Consider the following 20,075-nt stretch of genomic DNA (forward strand, 5'->3'; position numbering starts at 1 on the left):
TTACTAAATGCTTATCTAATCTATATTATAGACATTGATAAGACTAAATTATAAGTTATTAAAATCAAGTTAATTCTAATAACGACCATAAAACTACCGGAAGAACCATTTATTTTAAATTTGTTAACTACATTGCGATGTAAATCTAGTTGTATGTTACTGGTCAATCTTCTGCCCAGCTTTCGCTACTCAACAAATCAATAATTCTATCTCTGAGCAAGTATTCATTTTTTTCTAGCTCAAGTTCAAAAAATACCCAGTCACGCACAGGAATATATTGACATAGAGCATAAATTGGTCTTTGACGACTAAGAAGACCTTTGTCTACTAAATGACGTGCTTCTTCCTTGATCATTTGAATGTCGTATTTAACAGCGGTATCCATATATGTTTCCTTTTTTGGGAATCAAGGAATTAAAAGCAAAACAATTAACGCTTTGCTTCTACCCTAAAGTTATCAAAAATATTTGAGAAAATTGTTAAGAAATCCAGGCGGCTAGAATAGCTAATTGCTAATGTCTGGCAAAATAGACACAGTTAGATCACTGTCTGTTAGTTATCTATGCTTTGCTCAGAATGACATATTAGCCTTAACTTGTTATCAGCCTTGCGGTAGAGCAGGTTTATAAAAATTAATTTTATTTAAATAAGTTTACCTAATTGCTTAATTAATCTTCTTGCTCTAAGGCATACTTCGCTTGTAAGAGGTGCTGTTGAAATTCTTCGTTGACGGTAGGATATTTGAGGTTAAGTGCTTCTAATTTAGAACAGATAATATCAGCGACTACCATACGCATAAACCATTTGTGGTCAGCAGGAATGATATACCAAGGAGCAGATGTAGTACTAGTGTGATAAAAAACATCTTCATAAGCATTCATATAATCTTCCCAGAATGCTCTTTCTTGGACATCATTCAGTGAAAACTTCCAATTTTTTTCTGGGGAGTTAATTCTGGCTAAAAATCTTTTTTTCTGTTCTGATTTGGAAACATTTAGAAAAAATTTTAAAATAATAATGCCGTTATCTACTAAATATTTTTCAAAATTATTTATTTCTGTAAAACGCTGTTGCCAGATTTTATTTCCTTTTGGTAAGTGAGGTAGTTGCTGTTTTTGCAGCATTTCTGGATGTACGCGTACTACTAATACTTCTTCATAGTAAGAGCGATTAAATATGCCAATTCTCCCCCTTTCTGGTAAAGATTTTGCTGTACGCCAAAGGTAGTCATGGTCTAATTCTTCGCTGCTAGGAGCTTTAAAACTAAAAACTTGACAACCTTGGGGATTAATACCCGACATGACGTGTTTAATTGTGCTGTCTTTACCAGCAGCGTCCATTGCTTGAAATATCAAAAGCAAGGCATAGCTGTTTTGGGCATAAAGAACATCTTGATATTTTGCTAATCTTTCGATGTCTGAGCGTAATTTGAGTGTGGCATCATTTCGGTCATGATAATTAGCTGTATAAGCAGAGTCATAGTCTTTTTTTAAAGAAATTTTTGCACCTGGCGGAACAATAAAAGCATCATGATTCATATAAGAATTCGGTTTAATTACTTACCTATGTACCATTTTCTTGGTTTTTTTTGGCTTGGTAGTTGGGCGCATTGTTTCTCTACCTAAAACAAACATTCCTGCTACTCCCAGACAAACAAACCAAACATATTGATACCAATATTGGTGAATCTGCTCTACTGTGGTGAGTTCTGGATGCAGTGTATTCAAGTACAATAGCAGCACCAGAATCATGAGCGCGCCAAAACCCACAAAACTTAAACCTACCCGCAGCCTTGCAGGTTGTAATTCCCAGTCACTAATTTGGTCTAGGTCAATTTCTGCTAATTCTTGTAAAGATTCCTCAGCTACAATTGAGGCTTCTTGGACTCTGTTACTCAGCTGAGGCGGCAAAATTGGTACTAATGTTGCGACAGCCGGACGACGTAACAAAGCCTCAGTATCTCGTAATAGCTCTAGCGGTTTACGCGTTGTGCTTGACTCAGCAAATTCTGGAGTTTCTGTAGCGGTTGTGGCGGTGGTTTTGCCTTCAAAATCCATAGCTGGCTAGAGAATAAACAGGATATCAATAGCCTAGCGAATCAGTTAGAACCGTGCAAATAAGTTTAACAACCGGAGAAGTTACGCCTGAAAATAAAAAATCAAGGATTGTATCAATTATCTAGAGTCTTATTTCCCTGAAGAATTCATTTCTGTTTGATCAAAGACACTTTTTAACAGAGCTAACCCTTGTTCAATAGAAGAAAATTGCTCGGCTGACATACCTGCGAGTAAATCACCAATTTGAGTCCGAGTATGGTCGAGAGATTGTTGAAGATGGTACTTTCCCTCATCGGTGAGATTCAGAACTATGCGCCGACGTTCTTGGGGATGGTGTTCGCGCTGGACTAAGTTACGTTGTACCAGTCTTTCTATGGTTGCTGATGCTGTGGCGGAAGTTACACCAAGATGATCTGCTAAATCAGATAATGAAGCACCAGGATTTCGGTTGATAAATGCTAGCGATCGCAACTGCGGAATAGACAAAAAACCCGCATTATGCGCTCGCATTTCGCGCCTGATAAACCGCATCACTAGGGGAATCGTCTCCATTACTTTGGCAGCACATTCTTCGGATGTCGCACCATGTGAGGGTTTATCGAGCTTCATGGGCTAGTAATTCTCCTAATTCTACATTGCCACCCGTGGATAAAGTTTGCCACAGATGAGGGTTAATATTATTAATGTTAGTAGGAGAATTGCACAATCCCAACCAAACCCATAGAGACTAGTGCCGTTAAGTAGCATTGTACCGCGTAAAGCATCCACCTCATAAGTTAAGGGATTGATGTGGGAAATAAACTTGAGCCATGCCGGCATGAGCGAGATGGGATATATGGCATTGCTGGCAAAAAACAATGGCATCGTTAATAATTGTCCAATTCCCGTCATTCTTTCGCGTGTTTTGACCAAACAGCCAATAATTAACGAAAAAATACAAAAACAAGCAGCACCCATTAAAACAATCAATAAAACTTTGATGATTGCCCAAGGGTGCAAGTTCAATTTCACACCTAATAAAAGTGCCAATCCGTAAATAATAAATACTTGGGATAAACACCGCACGCCACAAGCTACGGCTTTACCTAATACCATAGCTACGCGGGGGGTAGGACTAGCGAGGAATTTATGTACAATTCCTAAATCTCGTTCCCAAATTAGGGTCATTCCCCCGGTGAAAATGGCAACAAAAAGGACGCTTTGAGCCAAAATTCCCGCAGTCATAAAATCTAAATAAGGCAAGTTTCCACCTGTGGGAATGGCGCGAATTTTGGAGAAGACTTGCCCAAAAATTAATAGCCATAATGCTGGCTGCACGGCTCTCACCGCTAAATCGGTGGGGTCGTGACGTAATTTTCGCACTTCCAATTCAGCGATCGCTAAAGTTTTCGTTACCAATTCCCGAATTGCAGAGATCAGATTTTTTTTCCGCGTCGGTGCTACTCTAACCCAACCGTTGAGCAGTACGCCTGGTTCTTGCTGTGTCACGGTAGTTTACTCCTGATACTAATTGATCGCCTGTATAGTGAATAAAGACATCATCCAAAGTTGCATTTGGCTTCGTTAAAGAGGCTTTTAAGTCATTTGGGGAACCTGTGGCAATTTCTTCACCTCGCTGCATAATTACCACGCGATCGCACAGACTATCAGCTTCTTCTAAAAAGTGCGTTGTTAAAAATATCGTTGTCCCGAAATCAGTACAAAGTTTCTGCACTAGTTTCCAAACCTGAGTACGTGCTAGAGGATCTAGCCCGACAGTCGGTTCATCTAAAAAGAGAATTTGCGGTTGATGCAAAATTGATTGAGCAATTTCTAATTTGCGAATCATCCCACCAGAATAGTTTCTAACTAAACGGTGAGTTGCATCCTCTAAACCCATAAATGCCAGAACTTCTTTAATGTATCTTTCTCGATGCCGTGTGGGAATTTCATACAATTTGGCAAATATCAACAGGTTTTCGTAACCTGTGAGGCTACCATCTGCTGACAAGGCTTGCGGGACATAGCCAATTACCCTTCTGACAGCCGTAGATTGATGATGGATGTCATAACCTGCTAAGGTTGCCTTGCCTGCACTAGCTGGTAAAAGCGTAGTCAGCATTTTTATGACTGTACTTTTACCTGCGCCATTCGGCCCAAGCAAGCCAAACACTTCACCCTGTTCTACCGATAGGTTTAGGTCTTGCACAGCCGCCATTTTCCCAAAGTGGCGTGTTAGCCCCTGGGCTTCTAAAATCATCTGTTTTGGCGTGTCAGCAGGTGTTTTTGACTGTTCTGGTTTTCCGGTCACTTTTGTCACAAGCTTGATGCACCTTCCATACAATTAGTTAATCTAATTATTAGTTTCACTATTTATTACTGTCAATACTGCGTCATAAAAAAACAGACAAAAGTTATGATTCTACTTTTGTCTGCGAATTTTTAATTTTTTTATACTTATTTTTTAATTAAAAATACTTAATTTATAAGTGTTATTCTGACTAGGACTGCTTTGTGACATCAAGCGATGATTCACGCAGCTGCAACTTAGATTGAAGAACTTGAGTAGCTTTTTCAACCGAGAGAGGTTTATAAAACAGATAGCCTTGAACATCTTCACATTTGATAGATTGCAAGAAATCTAATTCTTCTTGCTTTTCTACACCTTCGGCGGTGAGCCTTAAACCCAAACTACGGCCTAAGGTAACTATTGCCTTAACAATATGAGCGACGCGCACATCTGTAGTTAACTCTTGAATAAAAGACTTATCGATTTTGAGGTTATGCAAAGGTAAAAGTTGGAGCCGCGATAAAGATGAATGTCCTGTGCCAAAATCATCAATAGAAAGGTGAACACCCATTTTTTCCAAATTTTGTAAAACAGTTCTGGTAAATTCTAAATCAGCGATCGCAGTTGATTCTGTAATTTCCAGTTCGAGAAAATGCGATTCTAATCCTGTCTCTGCTAAAATTTGCGCCACATCTTCTACCAGCGTAGATTGACGAAACTGTTTGGGTGAAAGATTAACCGCCACCGTTAAAGGTGGCAAACCTGCCATTTGCCAAGCTTTATTCTGTCTACAGGCTTCCTTTAAAACCCACGCACCAATGGGAATAATTAAGCCACTTTCCTCCGCTAAGGGAATAAATACACTAGGAGCTACTAACCCCATTTCTGGATGTTGCCAACGCACCAGTGCTTCCATCCCCGTAATTTCTTTAGTCAGAATATTCACACGAGGCTGATAATACACAGTTAATTCTTGCTTTTCTAATGCAGAGCGCAAGCTTTTCTCTAAATTTAGTAGTTCCGGAGTTCTCGCACTGAGGCTGGTTTTATAAAACTGATAATTATTCCTGCCTGCATCTTTGGCATAATACAAAGCTGCATCTGCGTGTTGAATCAAAGTTTCCGGATCACGACTGTGTTCGTCGAATAAAGCAACGCCCAAACTTGCACTGACGTAGAGTTCATGTCCATCAAGACAGAAGATATTTTCTAAAGCTTGCAGCATTCTCTGTGCTACTTGGTCAACTTCATCAAGATAATTCACTCGTGGTAACAGGATAGTAAATTCATCTCCTCCCCAACGAGCCACTGTGTCGCCTTCTCGCAGAGATTCTTGGAGCCGTTGCGCGACACTTTGTAATAACTTATCGCCCAAGGTATGCCCTAAGGTATCATTAATTACTTTAAAGCGGTCTAAATCGAGGAACATGACAGCTAAACTTTCGTTATTACGCATTGCGTTCGGTAAAGCTTTAGCCAGTAACTCATTAAAGAGAAATCGGTTAGGCAAGCCAGTCAGCATATCATGAAGTGCTTGGAAGCGAATTTTTTCTTCTACCTGTTGACGCTGCCAAGCACCACTAATACTAGCTGCCATTGTCAACAGAGTTGATTCTTCATGTCTTGACCACTGACGCGGCTCAGAACAGTCTGCTAGACCCAGAAAACCCCAAAATTCATCTTCTAAGCGTAGGGGAACTAACAGTAGAGATTGAATACCGTCCCTGGCTAATAATTCTTGTTCAGCTGGGGGAAATTCGCTGATGTTGCCGCTAATCGACTGTCCATAAGCCAGAGTCGCGTACCAGCGTGTTAGTTCCGCCGATTGATATAGCTGGTTTTGCCAGTGGTGTCGAGAAGAGGGAAAGTTGAGGCGAGTCCATTCAAATTGCAGGCTAAAAGCCATGTCTCCTGTTTCTGGGTGGAGATGATTTTTAAATAGATAGGCCCGATCAGCTTTTGCGGCTTTGCTTAATACTGATAAAGCTTTATCAATGCCAGTTTCATAGTTCATTTCCACTAGCAAATAATTTGCTGCTTCTGCGACAGCTTGCAAGAGGCGATCTCTTTGAGTTAGTTCAGCTTCTGCTTGTTTTTGCTCCGTAATATCTCTAACTATAAAAGTTCTAATTAAATCACTCTCGGCTAAGTAATGAACGCATTGTTCAAAAACTTCTTTATCAACTTTTATTTCTCGCCAAAAAGAATTTATCTTGCGATCTTGGACTGCGTTGAGCAACCCTGCAAGAACTGGGTGTATCTGGCCGATATCTCGAATTTTGGGAAACTTAGTGGCTGCGGCTGGATTTAGATATGTGATATTTCCCTCTAAATCCATCTCGATAATGGGATTAGGAATCAGTTCTGGGAATGATGCCAGACGTGCCAAGGCTGTTTCACTGGCGGCTTCAAAGTTAGGATCGACAATTAAAGTTTGAAAAGGATTGGCAGGATTACCTTGTTCTAATAAAAAGTCAGATAAATCTTCAAATTCACCAGTTTCCGAAAATGCTTTTTCGGAAATGTGGGAAATAGCATAGTATCTAGCTTGGACTTGGCTATTGCCAAAGGCAATTAAATCTCCATGTTGGAGATTATGAGAGACACATTTTGTTCCATTGACATACAACCCATTAGTACTGGGTTTTCCCTTAAAGTTGCCATCAATAATCCGAAAGCCGTATTGGTCAGTTTCCGGCAGCGTCACCCGCAGTAAAATCGCGTGTTGTCTAGATACTGAACGAGAACGAAGCACAATTGCGTTTCTCGAATCTCGACCGATGGAATAAGTGGTTTCTTGAAGCGGGATAGTCCTTTGCCCTTGTAAGTCTTGGACAACCAACAGGTGGCGTATTTTTTCCCACTCGTTTCCTGGCATTGCTATTCCTCAAAATCTCATTTTTTGGATCTATGGTTAAAAAAATACTGCTCAAAATAAATTTTACCTTTTACACTTTATTGTCTCAATAATGACTCACATACCCTCAATCTCTCAAAAATTAACCTAAAGACCCGTTGTCTTGCTAGACAACATTTTGAGATGTTGTTTATTTAATAAACATTTTATTTACTTAGTGATTTGAATCACACATATATTATATGTATCAACTATCTAGAATAAAATCAAACTTAGGCGAATTTACATGGTACAATTGCTGATTTTATTGATTCTCTAGTTAAATAATAGATAAATTAAACTATTGAGAAGATAATTTATTTTCAATAAAGTTTTTATAAAAAAATATTAGTGAAATTACTTAAGTACTCATTAAAAGTTATTGTGATTGAGGCGATCGCACCGTTAAAATCTAACGTAAAATTTGCTCAATCATCCGATTTGCTTGGGAAGCATAACCACCACCAAATAAATTGAAATGATTCAAAATGTGATACAAGTTATATAATATTTTGCGGCGTTCATAGCCTGCATCTAAGGGAAAAACTTCGTTATAACTTTGGTAAAAAGCAGCCGGAAAACCCCCAAAAAGTTCTGTCATGGCAATATCGACTTCTCTATCGCCATAATAAGTTGCTGGATCAAAAATTACTGGTTCTCCTAACACAGTAAAACCAGCATTCCCACCCCACAAATCACCGTGGACTAAGGAAGGCTGCACTTCGTGTTCTGCCAAAATTTTAGGAATCGCTGCTAATAATTCATTTTGTTGAGGAAAATTACCGCCCCGCCTTCTGGCTAATTGAAATTGATAGCCCAAGCGATATTGGCAATAAAATTCCACCCAATCTTTTGTCCAAGTATTAATTTGAGGAGTGGAACCAATAGTATTATTCATTTCCCAGCCGAAACCATTTTGACTGGTAGCTTGATGCATTGCTGCTAACTTGCGTCCCATTTCTGCCCAAGATTTAGCATTACCGCCATTCATTTCTAACCATTCCAACACGATATAGGCAGAATCGCCTGTACTTCCCCAACAAATCGGCTTAGGTACGCGAATAGTATTGGTGGCGAATATTTGTTTTAACCCTAACATCTCCGCCTCAAACATAGCCACTTGCGCTGCTTGGTTGAGCTTGACGAAGTATGTAGTTACGCCATGAGAAATAGCGTAACCTTGATTAATACATCCACCACTGACAGAACGTCGTTGTTGAGTTTGGAATTGTTCGCCAGTCACCTGGCTAATATGGGCATCAATTTCAGTCCAAAACATTCTGAAGTATGAAGTGTGAAGTGTGAAGTGTGAAGTATGAAATTACCCCAGCTATTAAGTTAAGGGGCATAAAGTATAGTTAATGGTCAAATAGCAAATGAGCATTGACCATTGACTAAAATTTACAATGGTTTCATGATGACTATTCCATAGGCTTCTGGGCAGAGATATTGATTAGCGGCGAGGAGCAAATCGTTAGCTTCTTGTTGTTGAATGTGTAGTGGATAGTTGAAGGCTGGTTCTAAATCACCGACTAAAGATTGATAAAAACCATACAAACCAGCCCGATCGCTTGGGGTTTCGTTACCAAATATAAATCTGTTGGCGACACGTTTGCGGACACGAGCGATTTCTTTTTCTGTGACTAACTCGGTTTGTAAGCGGCGGATGTGTTGGGTAATTGCTTCTTCGACTGCGGTGATGTTTTCAACTGCACATTTAGCAGAGATGTAAAATGTACCTTGTAATAGATTGCTCATATTACTGACTGCGATCGCCGAAACTAATCCTCTTTCTTCACGCAAATCTCTCACTAATCTTGATGTCCGGCCATGTCCTAAAATTCCGGCTAATACATCTAGTTCATAAGTTTGGTTTAATTGCGTTAATCCGGGAACGCGCCACACCATAACTAAACGTGCTTGCTGAAGACTTTCATCGACAAACTCTCGCCGCACAATTTCCGTAAATGCCGATTCAGGATTTATCAGTAGGTTTTGAGTGCTGTTAGCGGTAGCGGGGCTTTTAGCCCGTGTTGGGTGCTGAGTTTGCGGAACGTGGGCAAATCCTTCAGCTATTGTTTCAATTAATTTTTCTACGGGCAAATTACCTACAGCTACAGCCGTAATTGATTCAGGTTGATACAAACTAGCATGAAAATCTCGCATCTGCTGGGGTTGCAACCCAGATATTACTGATTCTGGCCCCAATACTGGACGGCGGTAAGGTAGCGAGTCAAATGCCATTTCCATTGCACGGCGAAAAGTCCGGCGCTGGGGATTATCCTCAGAACGTCTAATTTCTTCTAAAACTACAGAGCGCTCGCGTTCAAAGGCATCATCTGGAATACTCGGATTAAAGACAACATCTATTTGTAATGGAGCTAGTTCAGCAAAATCTTGGGGAGCCGTAGTTATATAGTAATGAGTATAGTCTTGGCTGGTAGCTGCATTGGTGACAGCCCCACGCTCTTCAATTCGACGTTCAAATTCACCACTGGCAAGTCGCTCAGTTCCTTTAAAAATCATATGTTCTAAAAAATGAGCCATCCCATTGATGGCATCAGATTCTACAGCCGAGCCAACCCTAATCCAAAGACTCAGGTTGACAACATCAACTGGCATTTGCTCGGCAATAATTGTCAAACCATTGGGTAACTTGTGTAGTGTTGGGGAATTGAGACGAGGAGATTTTAATAGGGTTGAGGTCATGGCTAGTGGTGAGTGAAAAGCATTCTTATTTCTTTATCTTATCTGCCACCTCAAGCGATCGCTCTAGCTTATACCCTTATTAGTAATTTTTTTGACCAAAATAAATTAATTAGTGATATGTATTTCTCGGTGCGCTACCGTGAATGTACTGATTTATCTATAGTATATATAATATTTTCTTAATGTTTCTGCTTTACAATACGCTTTATTTTTGTAATAGTCTTTTATAATGTACTTAAGTAAAGTTCATCTTTACCCATCTACCTTTAGTGTAGAGCTTAGGTGTTTTAGGCAAATTTTTTTGGGAATTAATTATCCCTAGATAAGGCTAAGGCAATTGTTCTAATTGTCTAAATTGAGTTTGTTCAGTTATTACTCAAATTATAACAACATTCCACTTTGCGTGTATCATACTGCTTTTAACTGTTTATTGTCAAGCTATTAAGTAGCTTAATATAATCTGTATAAATATTTACTTCTTATTTATGTAAGGAGTGGGTATTTTATCGGCGATTTACTTGACTCAAAGAGGCTCAGTATTCGTCAGCTTTTGCATGAAATTTTTTGAGTAACAGACAATTAACTGATTAATTCCCCTAATCCAGTGTACACATCTGCAAAATTAAAATTGGCTAATGACAAAAGCTCCTTTAGTATCAGTAATTGTGCCTGCTTATAATGCAGCAAGATTTATTGACCGAACTTTAAACTCGATTTTATCGCAAACGTATAAAAATACTGAAGTGATAGTTGTTGACGATGGCTCTGAAGATAGAACATCGGAAATTGTCGAATTGTTTGCTCAACAAGATAGTCGAGTCATTTTATTGCAGCAAGAAAATGCAGGGGTAGCTGCTGCACGAAATTTAGCAATCCAAAAATCTCGTGGTGAATATATTGCCCCAATTGATGCTGATGATATTTGGTATCCTCAGAAGCTAGAAAAGCAAGTTGAATGTCTAGTATCAGCTGATGAATCTGTCGGATTAGTTTATGCTTGGTCTGTTGGGATTGATGAAGATGATGTAATTATCTCAGACTGCGATTATGAATATTATGCAATCTGGCGTAGTCTTGAAGGCAAAGTTTATCCAGCATTGATATATAGCAATTTTCTTGGTAATGCTAGTGTACCTCTGATTCGCCGCATTTGCTTTGAAAGAATAGGTGATTATAACTGCAAATTAAGAGCGCGTAATGCTCAAGGCTGTGAAGATTGGGATTTATATTTACGGATAGCTGAATGTTATAAATTTCGGGTAGTAAAAGATTTTTTAGTTGGCTATCGTCAGCTAACAGGTAGTATGTCTTGCAACTATCATTCTATGGCATTCTCTTATTATTTAATAATAAGAGAATGCCAAAAGAGACATTTAGAAATTCCTAAATACATATTCGATTTATCTGAAAGTGAATTTAAATTATACTTGGCATTTAAAAGTGGAGCATGTGCTGATAATTGGCATACATTAATTTTATTTTATCAAGCCATCAATCTAGACTATTGTCTGCTATTGCAGTCTTGGATATATAAATCTCTATTGATATTTATATTGAAAGCTCTTACACAGCCTTTAACCGCTTTAATTTGGAATAATTATGTTGATTGGATGCAGTTTCGTAGAAAAATGCAGTTAATAAACAATCAAAATATTAGTTCAAAAACGGTAAAATTAGAAAATAAAATAACACACAATTATTCAATAGATAATAAAAAAATAGCTGAAAAAATTAAGTTAAAAAGATGGTTAAAAGTCTTGGATGTTTGTAATAAATTTGAACTTTCATTGAAAAAGAAAGATAATTTAGTAATTTGCAAACCCCTAATAAAATAACAATCACAAATGATGCAAGAAGCGAGGTTAATTAAAAAACTATTACCAATATTAAAAATTTATCCTGGTGCGATCGCAGCAATTATTATCTTAGGTTTTCTGACCTCTTTGCTAGAAGGACTAGGAATAAGTTTATTTATTCCGCTACTGCAAAGTTTCATTAAATCAGAATCTTTGGCAATCAAAGATAATCAATTTATCAATTATTTCTATCAAATATTTAATAATTATTCTCCTAATCAACGTCTGCTAATTATCGCCTTATGTATTTTTAGTAGCTTAGTTATCAAAAGCAGTTTAGCTTATGGTAACAGTATTTTATCTTCCTGGTTTAACGGGCAAGTAGGGCATCGTTTACGGACAGGAGTTTTTCAACAATTATTGAGTGTGAGCTACAGTTTTATAGAAAGTAGTGATTCGGGTGATTTAGTTAATATATTATGCAATGAAACTTGGCAAGCTAGCGAAGCTTTAGCGACTACTTTAGGCTTAGTCACGATAATTTGTAATATTGCAGTTTATATAGGTATATTGCTATTAATTTCTTGGCAATTAACTTTGCTAGTGACTATTTTAATGTTGCTGATTTCTGTAATAAATCAGACAATGACTAGGCAAGTGAAGCAACTAGGAAAGATAGCAGTAGAAGTAAACTCTATCTTAGCTAAACGGATGTGGGAAGGTTTAGCTGGCATGAAAGAAATTCGCGCTTTTGCTCGAGAAGATTATGAATATGAAAAATTTATTGCCGCATCAAATCAAGTAGTCAAAGCTTTTTTGAAATTAGATATTGTCTCTGGTACAGTTGGCCCTGTTTCAGAAATTTTATCTTTATTGGTATTGCTGTGTATTTTAGCGATCGCCTTATTATTTCATCAGGCAGCTTTACCAGAAATTCTCACTTTTATTTTTGTCCTCAACCGCTTACAACCTTTAGTCATCCAGCTAAATAGCACCCGGACTGGATTAATATCTTTGACAACGGCGGTTGAAGATGTTATGTCATTTTTAGAATCCGCAGATAAACCTTATATTTACTCGGGAAATAATCCTTATCAAAGTATAAATAAAGGGATTTATTTTGAAAGTGTTAGCTTTCAATACTATCCCGAAGAAGCTCCCGCTTTGGATGATGTCACAATTTTTATTCCCAGTGGCCAAACTACAGCCATAGTTGGGCCATCTGGTGCGGGAAAGTCTACTATGATTGCTTTAATTTGTCGTTTTTACGAAGTAAATTCAGGAGAAATATATGTAGATAGTTACCCTTTGCGAGAAATTAATTTAACTGACTGGCGCAATCAAATAGCAATTGTTAGCCAAGATATTTATATGTTTAGTGCCACTGTTTTAGAAAATATTGCCTATGGTCGCTTAGATGCGAAAAAAGACGAAATTATTAACGCCGCTAAACTAGCTAATGCCCATGATTTTATTCAAGAATTACCCCAAGGTTATCACACCAAAGTAGGCGATCGCGGGTTGCGACTGTCTGGAGGACAAAGACAGCGTATAGCTTTAGCCCGTGCTATTGTACGGAACCCGAAAATTTTAATTTTAGATGAAGCTACCAACGCCCTCGATAGTATTTCCGAAAACTTCATTCAAGAAGCTCTCAATACTCTTAGCCATAACCGTACAGTTATTATCATCGCCCATCGCTTATCCACTATCGAACAAGCCAATCAAATCATTGTCCTGAATTCAGGAAAAGTTGTGGAACAAGGTAATCTCCAACAGCTACTGAAAATTAATGGACTTTTTGCCCAGCTATATAAATTACAGCATCGTCAAACCAATCATTAAGTTCCTTCCATGCCTTACCCAATTATCGACATTGAAGTCACACAACCCTTACCGACTATTCAACTGTCAGAAAATGACAGAGGTATCGCCTTAATTGTAAGACGCAAAGACCTGGCGATCGCATTTTTAATGCAAGCACTCCCAGCCAATAGTACTCTGAGTGCTGCAGAAATACGCGAATGGATAACCAAAGAAGTCGGGAATAAACTACTCCAAGAAAGCATCCGCGACCAATTAACTCAACCAACAGCTAATATGGCTGACTTTCCCAGCTTGACGGTTGCAGTTTGTACTAAAGATAGACCTGATAATCTAGCTAGATGTTTGCAGTCTTTAATCAAGCTACAACAACCTCAAGGCGTGGCTGAATTCAATAGTCATTCTAGTAGCGTAGCTATCTTGTCTGCCTCCACGATACAAAAGACACCCCACATCCTTATTCAACATCACCAACGTCCTACTCGTCGCTTTGAAATTCTCGTCATCGATAACGCCTCTACAGATCAACGCACCCAAGAACTCGTTGCCGCATTACCAAGCGTGCGCTACGTTCAAGAACCCAAACCAGGATTGAATTTTGCCCGTAACCGCGCCTTATCCGAAGCCACTGGAGAAGTTCTGGCTTTTGTTGATGATGACGTAGTTGTAGACCGCCAATGGCTGAACGGTTTAATAGAAGCTTGGTCAGAAAATCCTGATGCAGCAGCCTTTACAGGGCAAGTTCTACCCTACGCCCTAGAGACAGAAGCACAAATCCTATGCGAACAAAGAGGTGGTTTTCGCAAAGGTTTTGAAAAAATTCGCTTTGGTCAAAGTCTACCCGGAAATACTCTCTATCCCTGTGGTGCAGGTGTGTTTGGCGTGGGATGCAACATGGCTTTTCGCCGTCAAATAGTGCTTGATTTAGGTGGGTTTGATGAAGCTTTAGATACAGGCCCTTCCTTACCTGGTGGTGGCGACCACGATATGTTTTATCGCGTTATTCGTGCAGGTTACACCCTCGTATATGAACCAAAATATCTAGTCTTTCATGAACATCGTCGAGACTATCTCTCACTCCGTCGTCAATATAGCCGTAGTTGGGGTTTAGGTTTTACATCTTACGTCAGCAAATGCTATCTTAGCGACCCACAACAACGAGAGAAATTATTACGTTTAGTTTGGTGGTGGATCAAGTATGAACTGCGTCAATTATTAGAAAGTTTATTAGGTAAAAATCCCTTATCACCGGATATTTTTTTAGCAGAATTTTTCGGCGGAATTGTTGGACTTTTGGGTGGATATCCCCGTTCTTGTAAACGAATTGAGCAAATTAGGAGGAAATTTGTATGAGTTATCAACCGTGGAAAATTATCCATATATCTATAGATGCAGGATTATCATCACTGCCGACTTATCCTGATTATCAAGGTGTATATATAGTGTTTTGGTGGCAGAATATTCCTCTTGGTCATCGTCATATTCCTACTGAGCAGTTACCGATGCCTGCTACTCAATTACTAAATATTGCTCTGCAAACAATTACACCCACTGTTAGTAGCTACCTTGACAAACAAGGCATAGATATATTGCAGCCAAAAACTGTAAATCAGCCTGCTTTATTAACGGTAGCCAAAAAATCAACTAAATCTAGCATTAATATTCCCTTGTTAGTTAAAAGTTCTATTTCTATTGTGATTCCCACGAGAAATAGAACTCAACATTTAGCTAAATGCCTAAATTCTTTACAACAATTATCTCAACGTCCTCACGAAATTATAGTTGTAGATAATGCTCCTAGTTCTAATACTACCCAAATATTAATCAGTCAAATACCAAATGTCCGCTATATTTTAGAGCCAGAAGCCAGTGCCAGCAAAGCCCGCAATACTGGTATTTTAAATGCCACAGGCGATATTGTGGCATTTATTGATGATGATATGACTGCCCATCCTGATTGGTTGATGCAACTCCAAAAAAGCTTTGATGACCCTGCAGTTATGGCTGTGACTGGTTTAGTTTTACCAGGAGAGTTAACAACAAAGTCACAACAGATTTTTGAAGAACATTGGAGTTTTAATCGGGGTTTTTATCAAGTAAATTTTGATAGAGAATTTTTTGAAAAGCATCAACATCATGGTGTGCCAGTTTGGTTGATAGGTGGTAGTGGGAATATGGCGGTTCGCCGTCGCATTTTTAATTTAATTGGTGGTTTTGATGAACGATTAGGGGCGGGGAAAAAAGCGGCTGGATGTAGTGAAGATTCAGAATTTTGTTATCGTTTATTAGCCGAAGGTTTTGTGTGTCGGTATGAGCCAAGAGCGGTGGCATATCATTACCACCGTCAGGATATGAGTAATCTCAAACAGCAAATCTACTCTTATATGCGCGGACACGTTGCTGCTTTGCTGATTCAATATGAAAAGTATGGTCATTGGGGTAATTTACGGCGAGTATTACTAACTTTACCGAGGTGGTATTTGCGGTTATTTATGGGGGCTTTAATTAGAGGTTTTGGCGGTAGGTATCAGACTTTGTTTGCCGAGATTTTTGGTTGTGTGGCGGGAGTTGTTTTTTATTTGGCGCAGAGACGAGGTAGTGCGTTAGACGGCTTTGCCGACTTGTAGCAAAGGCACAAAGAAAAGAACACAAAAAATTTATTTTAAGAGAACTTTTTATGATGAAAGTATCTGTAATTATTCCTGCTTACAATGCGGGAGACACACTCAAAGAAGCGATAGAGTCTTTGCTAGTTCAGAGTTTTGCTGAATGGGAAGCAATTATTGTTGATGATGGTTCAACTGATGATACGCTAGCGATCGCCACTCGATTTGCTCAACAAGATGGGCGGATTCGGGTTTTAAGTCAAGCAAATAGAGGTGTATGTGCAGCCCGTAATGCAGGTATCCATGCAGCTAAGTTTGACTGGCTATTGTTTTTGGATGCTGATGATTGGATTTTGCCGCAACACCTAGAAAAGTTGACGCAAGCGGTACAAAATAATCCTCATCTGGACGCTGTTTATGGTGGTTGGATGAAGGTGACATCAGATGGACAGGTAGTATTGGATGAAGAATTTTCTTTTCAACCGAGTGGGATATTTGCAGCTCTAGCACGTAACTGTGTACTTGCTATTCATTGTTGTATTGTGCGTAAAGCCATTGCTATTGAAGTTGGTGGTTTTGATACAAGTTTAATTACTTGCGAAGATTGGGATTTTTGGCAAAAAATTGCGCGCACTGGTGCAGTTTTTGGCGAAATTCCGGAAGCTTCTGCTTGTTATCGCATCCGTCCGAATTCTGCTTCTAACAACTCACAGCAAATTTTTACCGATGGTCTACGTGTAATTACGACAGGACACTCACCTGATTCACGGGTTGCTAAACCATCGCCTGCTTACGCTAATGGGATGCCAGCCTCGCACTTACCAGGGATGAAATTAAGTTTTCTCTGCTGGATGGCAGGTTTTATGCTCAATCGTGGCGAGGATGCCCAGTCTTTATTAAAGGCTGTGCCGGAACCTGACCCTAGTTTATGTCCTGATGCGATCGCTTTATGTCTGTTTTCATCTTTATTCTTACCCAACTGTTACACATCATCATCCGCTGGGTATGAATTATGGCAACGTCGGGAAATAGATATTCATAAGTTTTTAACTGCATTAGAAAAGCAGTCAATGACTGACGCTTTAACGCGCCGTGTCTGCAGTCGCCTGGAGAACTTAATATTAGACCAGTCAACAACGCCTCGGCCTGTAGCAGTTGGTTCTACATTCGCAATCGCGGTGGAAGTAACAGAACCAATTTTAGATATGACTGCACCAGCCAACACAGAACGCTTGCATTGTACTGTCAGTATAGAAGGTAAGCGTTTGGGGAGTATGATATTACCTATTTGTGATGGGTTTGTAGCTAGCTATGTTTTGCAAGATGCGATCGCAGCTAAATTTGCCTGGGAAATTTTAGGGCATTTCTGCCACCGCACAGTTTACCCAAAATTAACGATTAAACCCAGTACAGCAGGCTCTTCTATCTGGCGGGGTTCTCTGTGTTTGGCAGATAATCTACCCAGCGATGAGCAATCACTAAAAAAAGTACTACACGATCGCATCGGTTGGACAGTATTTTTACAAGAACTGTGGCAGCTTCCCCACTGGTTGGATAGTCATTTCTACAGTTCACATCTAGGGACAAAAACTATCTTGCGTCAACTGAAGGCGAGTATTTCTCAAGGTAGTTGGAAATCCGCCGTCGGCACTTTAATAGCACCAAAACAGCAGGTAAATCAAAACACATTGACAGTTGAAGTCGGGGATGATTTACCCAATTTGTCAGTTAATACTGAAGAATTAATAGTTATACCTACTGTCGGCGGTGTACCCTTAGGCAGTATATCTGTAGAAGTCACAGGCGGAAAAGTTAGTTCTCAGCAATTACGTGCTGCCATTATTAAAGAAAGCGGGTTTGAGTTAGCCATCGCCGTTGTGCGCGAAGCCTTACTAGGAAAAAGCTTAACATCAGGAAGTTTGTTTGAACGCCTGACTCCCCATTCCCAACTCCCCACTCCCCATTCTAGTGATGTGATTTTCTCACGTTATTCTGGTGCGATCGGTACTAGTGTTTCTCGACGGGCAATCTTCCCGAAAAACGCAGTCAATGACTTGATAGCAGCTGCCAAAATTCTCGGTGAACCAACAGTTAAACAATCACACAATGAATCACCAGAACGCCTAGTTTATGCACCGGAAGTTATTCCTTCTCCAGCCAAAATAATTAGCAACTCTTCCCAAATTGAATCTCAAGGTAAATCAACAACCGTTAACCTGCGGGAGTATTTCGAGACTTTATTCGCCACCCAAGCTGACCCTTGGCAATACACTAATCCTTACGAACAAAAGAAATACGCACAAACTCTCGAAATACTACCAGCCAAACGCTTTAACCAAGTCTTAGAAGTGGCTTGTGCAGAAGGACATTTCACCGTACAACTCGCCCCACTGGTAGAGAATTTACTTGCGGTTGATATCTCCCAAGTAGCTTTGGATAGGGCGGCGCAACGCTGTGCTGATTTCAACAACGTCAGTTTTCAACTGTTTGACTTAACTAAAGATGAAATTGCTGGCAGCTTTGATTTAATTATCTGTAGCGAAGTTTTATATTATGTCGGTGGCTTGCCAGAACTACAAGCTTTTGCACGTAAGGTTGCCGATGCTCTTAACCCTAGTGGCTATTTTATTACTGCCCACGCCAATTTAGTTGTCGATGAGCCAGATAAAACTGGTTACAACTGGGGTCATCCCTTTGGGGCAAAAGTTATTGGCGAGACCTTTGCAAAAACTCATCCTCTGCAACTTATCAAAGAAATACACACCCCCCTCTATCGGGTGCAACTTTTCCAAGCAGGTAACACTCATCAACTACCAGAAATCATTGAAATGTCTCAACCGACACCACCGCCACCTCTAGCTGCGGCTGATATTCTTTGGCATGGTGGTACGCCCCAAATTTACACGAACTGGCAAGTAGTCACCGACCAATTACCAATTTTGATGTATCACCGCGTGCATCCCCAAGGGTGTACGGCTACTTCACCTTATGGAGTCACGCCACAAGCTTTTGCCGAACAACTGCGTTATCTGCGTGATGTTGGTTTCCACAGCATCACCTTAGAAGAATGGCGCAGGGCGAAGGCGACAAGAACTCCGATTCCTGGCCGCGCTGTGATTATCACTTTTGATGATGGCTATCAAGATTTTGCTGATTATGCTTGGCCGTTATTGAAACAATATGGCTTTTCGGCTACGGTCTTTTTGATTGCTGGGGCCATTGGGGGAACGAATCACTGGGATAGTTATTACGGTGAGGAATTACCTTTATTGAACTGGTCAGAAATTCGGCAATTACAAGATGAGGGTGTGGAATTTGGTGCGCATTCAGTAACTCATCGCTATTTGACTTCTCTTTCGATGACTGAAGTTGTGCAAGAAGCAGTGCGATCGCGCTCTATTTTACACCAAGGCTTAGGTCAGACACCAACTGCTTTTGCTTATCCCTACGGCGATACAGATAGTGCAGTACAACATTTAATCGGTGCTTGTGGTTATACATTTGGGTTATCTTGCAAATCTGGTTTCAGCCGTTTCCAAGATTCTCTGTTGGCACTACCCCGCATTGAAATTGTTGGTACTGATCATTTACCTGAGTTTATTGCCAAATTGAATGTTTCAAGTCTGCAGGTGTGAGTTTAAGAAGTGAACTACCTACATCGACCTTGAGGTACGATGTAGGCTTCCCAAATCATTGGGAACCGCCTGAGGCTTGGTGGATTTTTTACGTTGATTCACATCTTGCACCTAGCCCCAGCGAATGGAATTCGCGGCTATACAAACGAAGTCCGCCTACGCGGACTAACGCAATATCAAGGATTTGGAACCCGCGCAGGCGGGTTTTGTCTGTGTAGCTGCGACTTCAGTCGCTTGGTGCAAGATATGTGTTGATGCTTACTAACTTGATTATTATTTAATA

15 protein-coding genes are annotated in these 20,075 nt (G+C 39.8%); 6 read left to right on the forward strand and 9 right to left on the reverse strand.

Annotated features, from left to right (window positions below; genetic code table 11):
- Window positions 1-163: 163 nt before the first annotated feature.
- The 9 genes from H6G69_RS25560 to H6G69_RS25600 form a co-directional block, all read right to left on the reverse strand.
- A complete protein-coding gene (locus tag H6G69_RS25560) occupies window positions 164-385 on the reverse strand; it encodes a DUF4327 family protein (RefSeq protein ID WP_190691927.1) in 222 nt (73 codons plus the stop codon).
- A 283-nt stretch (window positions 386-668) separates the two neighbouring features.
- Window positions 669-1,538, reverse strand: coding sequence for a polyphosphate kinase 2 family protein (locus tag H6G69_RS25565; RefSeq protein WP_190691928.1), 870 nt, complete (start codon window positions 1,536-1,538; stop codon window positions 669-671).
- 21 nt (window positions 1,539-1,559) lie between these two features.
- Window positions 1,560-2,057, reverse strand: coding sequence for a hypothetical protein (locus H6G69_RS25570; protein ID WP_190691929.1), 498 nt, complete (start codon window positions 2,055-2,057; stop codon window positions 1,560-1,562).
- Between the two features lie 129 nt (window positions 2,058-2,186).
- On the reverse strand, window positions 2,187-2,666 hold the full coding sequence (locus H6G69_RS25575; protein WP_190691930.1) for a MarR family winged helix-turn-helix transcriptional regulator: 480 nt from the start codon (window positions 2,664-2,666) through the stop codon (window positions 2,187-2,189).
- Window positions 2,667-2,687: 21 nt separating this feature from the next.
- Window positions 2,688-3,545 carry an ABC transporter permease gene (locus tag H6G69_RS25580; protein ID WP_190691931.1) on the reverse strand — a complete coding sequence of 286 codons (858 nt, stop codon included), beginning with the start codon at window positions 3,543-3,545 and terminating at the stop codon, window positions 2,688-2,690.
- A complete protein-coding gene (locus H6G69_RS25585; RefSeq protein WP_190691932.1) occupies window positions 3,502-4,356 on the reverse strand; it encodes an ATP-binding cassette domain-containing protein in 855 nt (284 codons plus the stop codon). The genes H6G69_RS25580 and H6G69_RS25585 overlap by 44 nt, the downstream gene beginning before the upstream one ends.
- Before the next feature lie 181 nt (window positions 4,357-4,537).
- Entirely contained in the window at window positions 4,538-7,204 is a 2,667-nt protein-coding gene (locus tag H6G69_RS25590) for an EAL domain-containing protein (protein ID WP_190691933.1), read from the reverse strand.
- Window positions 7,205-7,634: 430 nt separating this feature from the next.
- Entirely contained in the window at window positions 7,635-8,501 is an 867-nt protein-coding gene (locus tag H6G69_RS25595; RefSeq protein ID WP_190691934.1) for a fructosamine kinase family protein, read from the reverse strand.
- A 122-nt stretch (window positions 8,502-8,623) separates the two neighbouring features.
- A complete protein-coding gene (locus H6G69_RS25600) occupies window positions 8,624-9,931 on the reverse strand; it encodes a pitrilysin family protein (protein ID WP_190691935.1) in 1,308 nt (435 codons plus the stop codon).
- A 635-nt stretch (window positions 9,932-10,566) separates the two neighbouring features.
- Here H6G69_RS25600 and H6G69_RS25605 point away from each other — a divergent pair.
- The 6 genes from H6G69_RS25605 to H6G69_RS25630 all read left to right on the forward strand — a co-directional run bounded on the left by H6G69_RS25605 (window position 10,567) and on the right by H6G69_RS25630 (window position 20,047).
- Window positions 10,567-11,766: a glycosyltransferase family A protein gene (locus H6G69_RS25605; RefSeq protein WP_190691936.1), complete on the forward strand. Its 1,200-nt coding sequence runs from the start codon at window positions 10,567-10,569 to the stop codon at window positions 11,764-11,766.
- A 9-nt stretch (window positions 11,767-11,775) separates the two neighbouring features.
- A complete protein-coding gene (locus H6G69_RS25610; RefSeq protein ID WP_242072183.1) occupies window positions 11,776-13,572 on the forward strand; it encodes an ABC transporter ATP-binding protein in 1,797 nt (598 codons plus the stop codon).
- A 9-nt stretch (window positions 13,573-13,581) separates the two neighbouring features.
- A complete protein-coding gene (locus tag H6G69_RS25615) occupies window positions 13,582-14,904 on the forward strand; it encodes a glycosyltransferase family 2 protein (protein ID WP_190691937.1) in 1,323 nt (440 codons plus the stop codon).
- Window positions 14,901-16,178 carry a glycosyltransferase family 2 protein gene (locus H6G69_RS25620; protein ID WP_190691938.1) on the forward strand — a complete coding sequence of 426 codons (1,278 nt, stop codon included), beginning with the start codon at window positions 14,901-14,903 and terminating at the stop codon, window positions 16,176-16,178. Before H6G69_RS25615 ends, H6G69_RS25620 begins: the two co-directional genes overlap by 4 nt.
- Window positions 16,179-16,228: 50 nt before the next feature.
- Complete coding sequence (locus H6G69_RS25625; protein ID WP_199336277.1) at window positions 16,229-19,792, forward strand: trifunctional glycosyltransferase/class I SAM-dependent methyltransferase/polysaccharide deacetylase; 3,564 nt, start codon at window positions 16,229-16,231, stop codon at window positions 19,790-19,792.
- A 105-nt stretch (window positions 19,793-19,897) separates the two neighbouring features.
- Entirely contained in the window at window positions 19,898-20,047 is a 150-nt protein-coding gene (locus H6G69_RS25630; protein WP_190691939.1) for a hypothetical protein, read from the forward strand.
- The last annotated feature ends 28 nt before the right edge of the window (window positions 20,048-20,075 follow it).

Source organism: Nostoc sp. FACHB-110 (assembly GCF_014697425.1).
In the GTDB taxonomy this organism is placed as follows: Bacteria; Cyanobacteriota; Cyanobacteriia; order Cyanobacteriales; family Nostocaceae; genus Nostoc_B.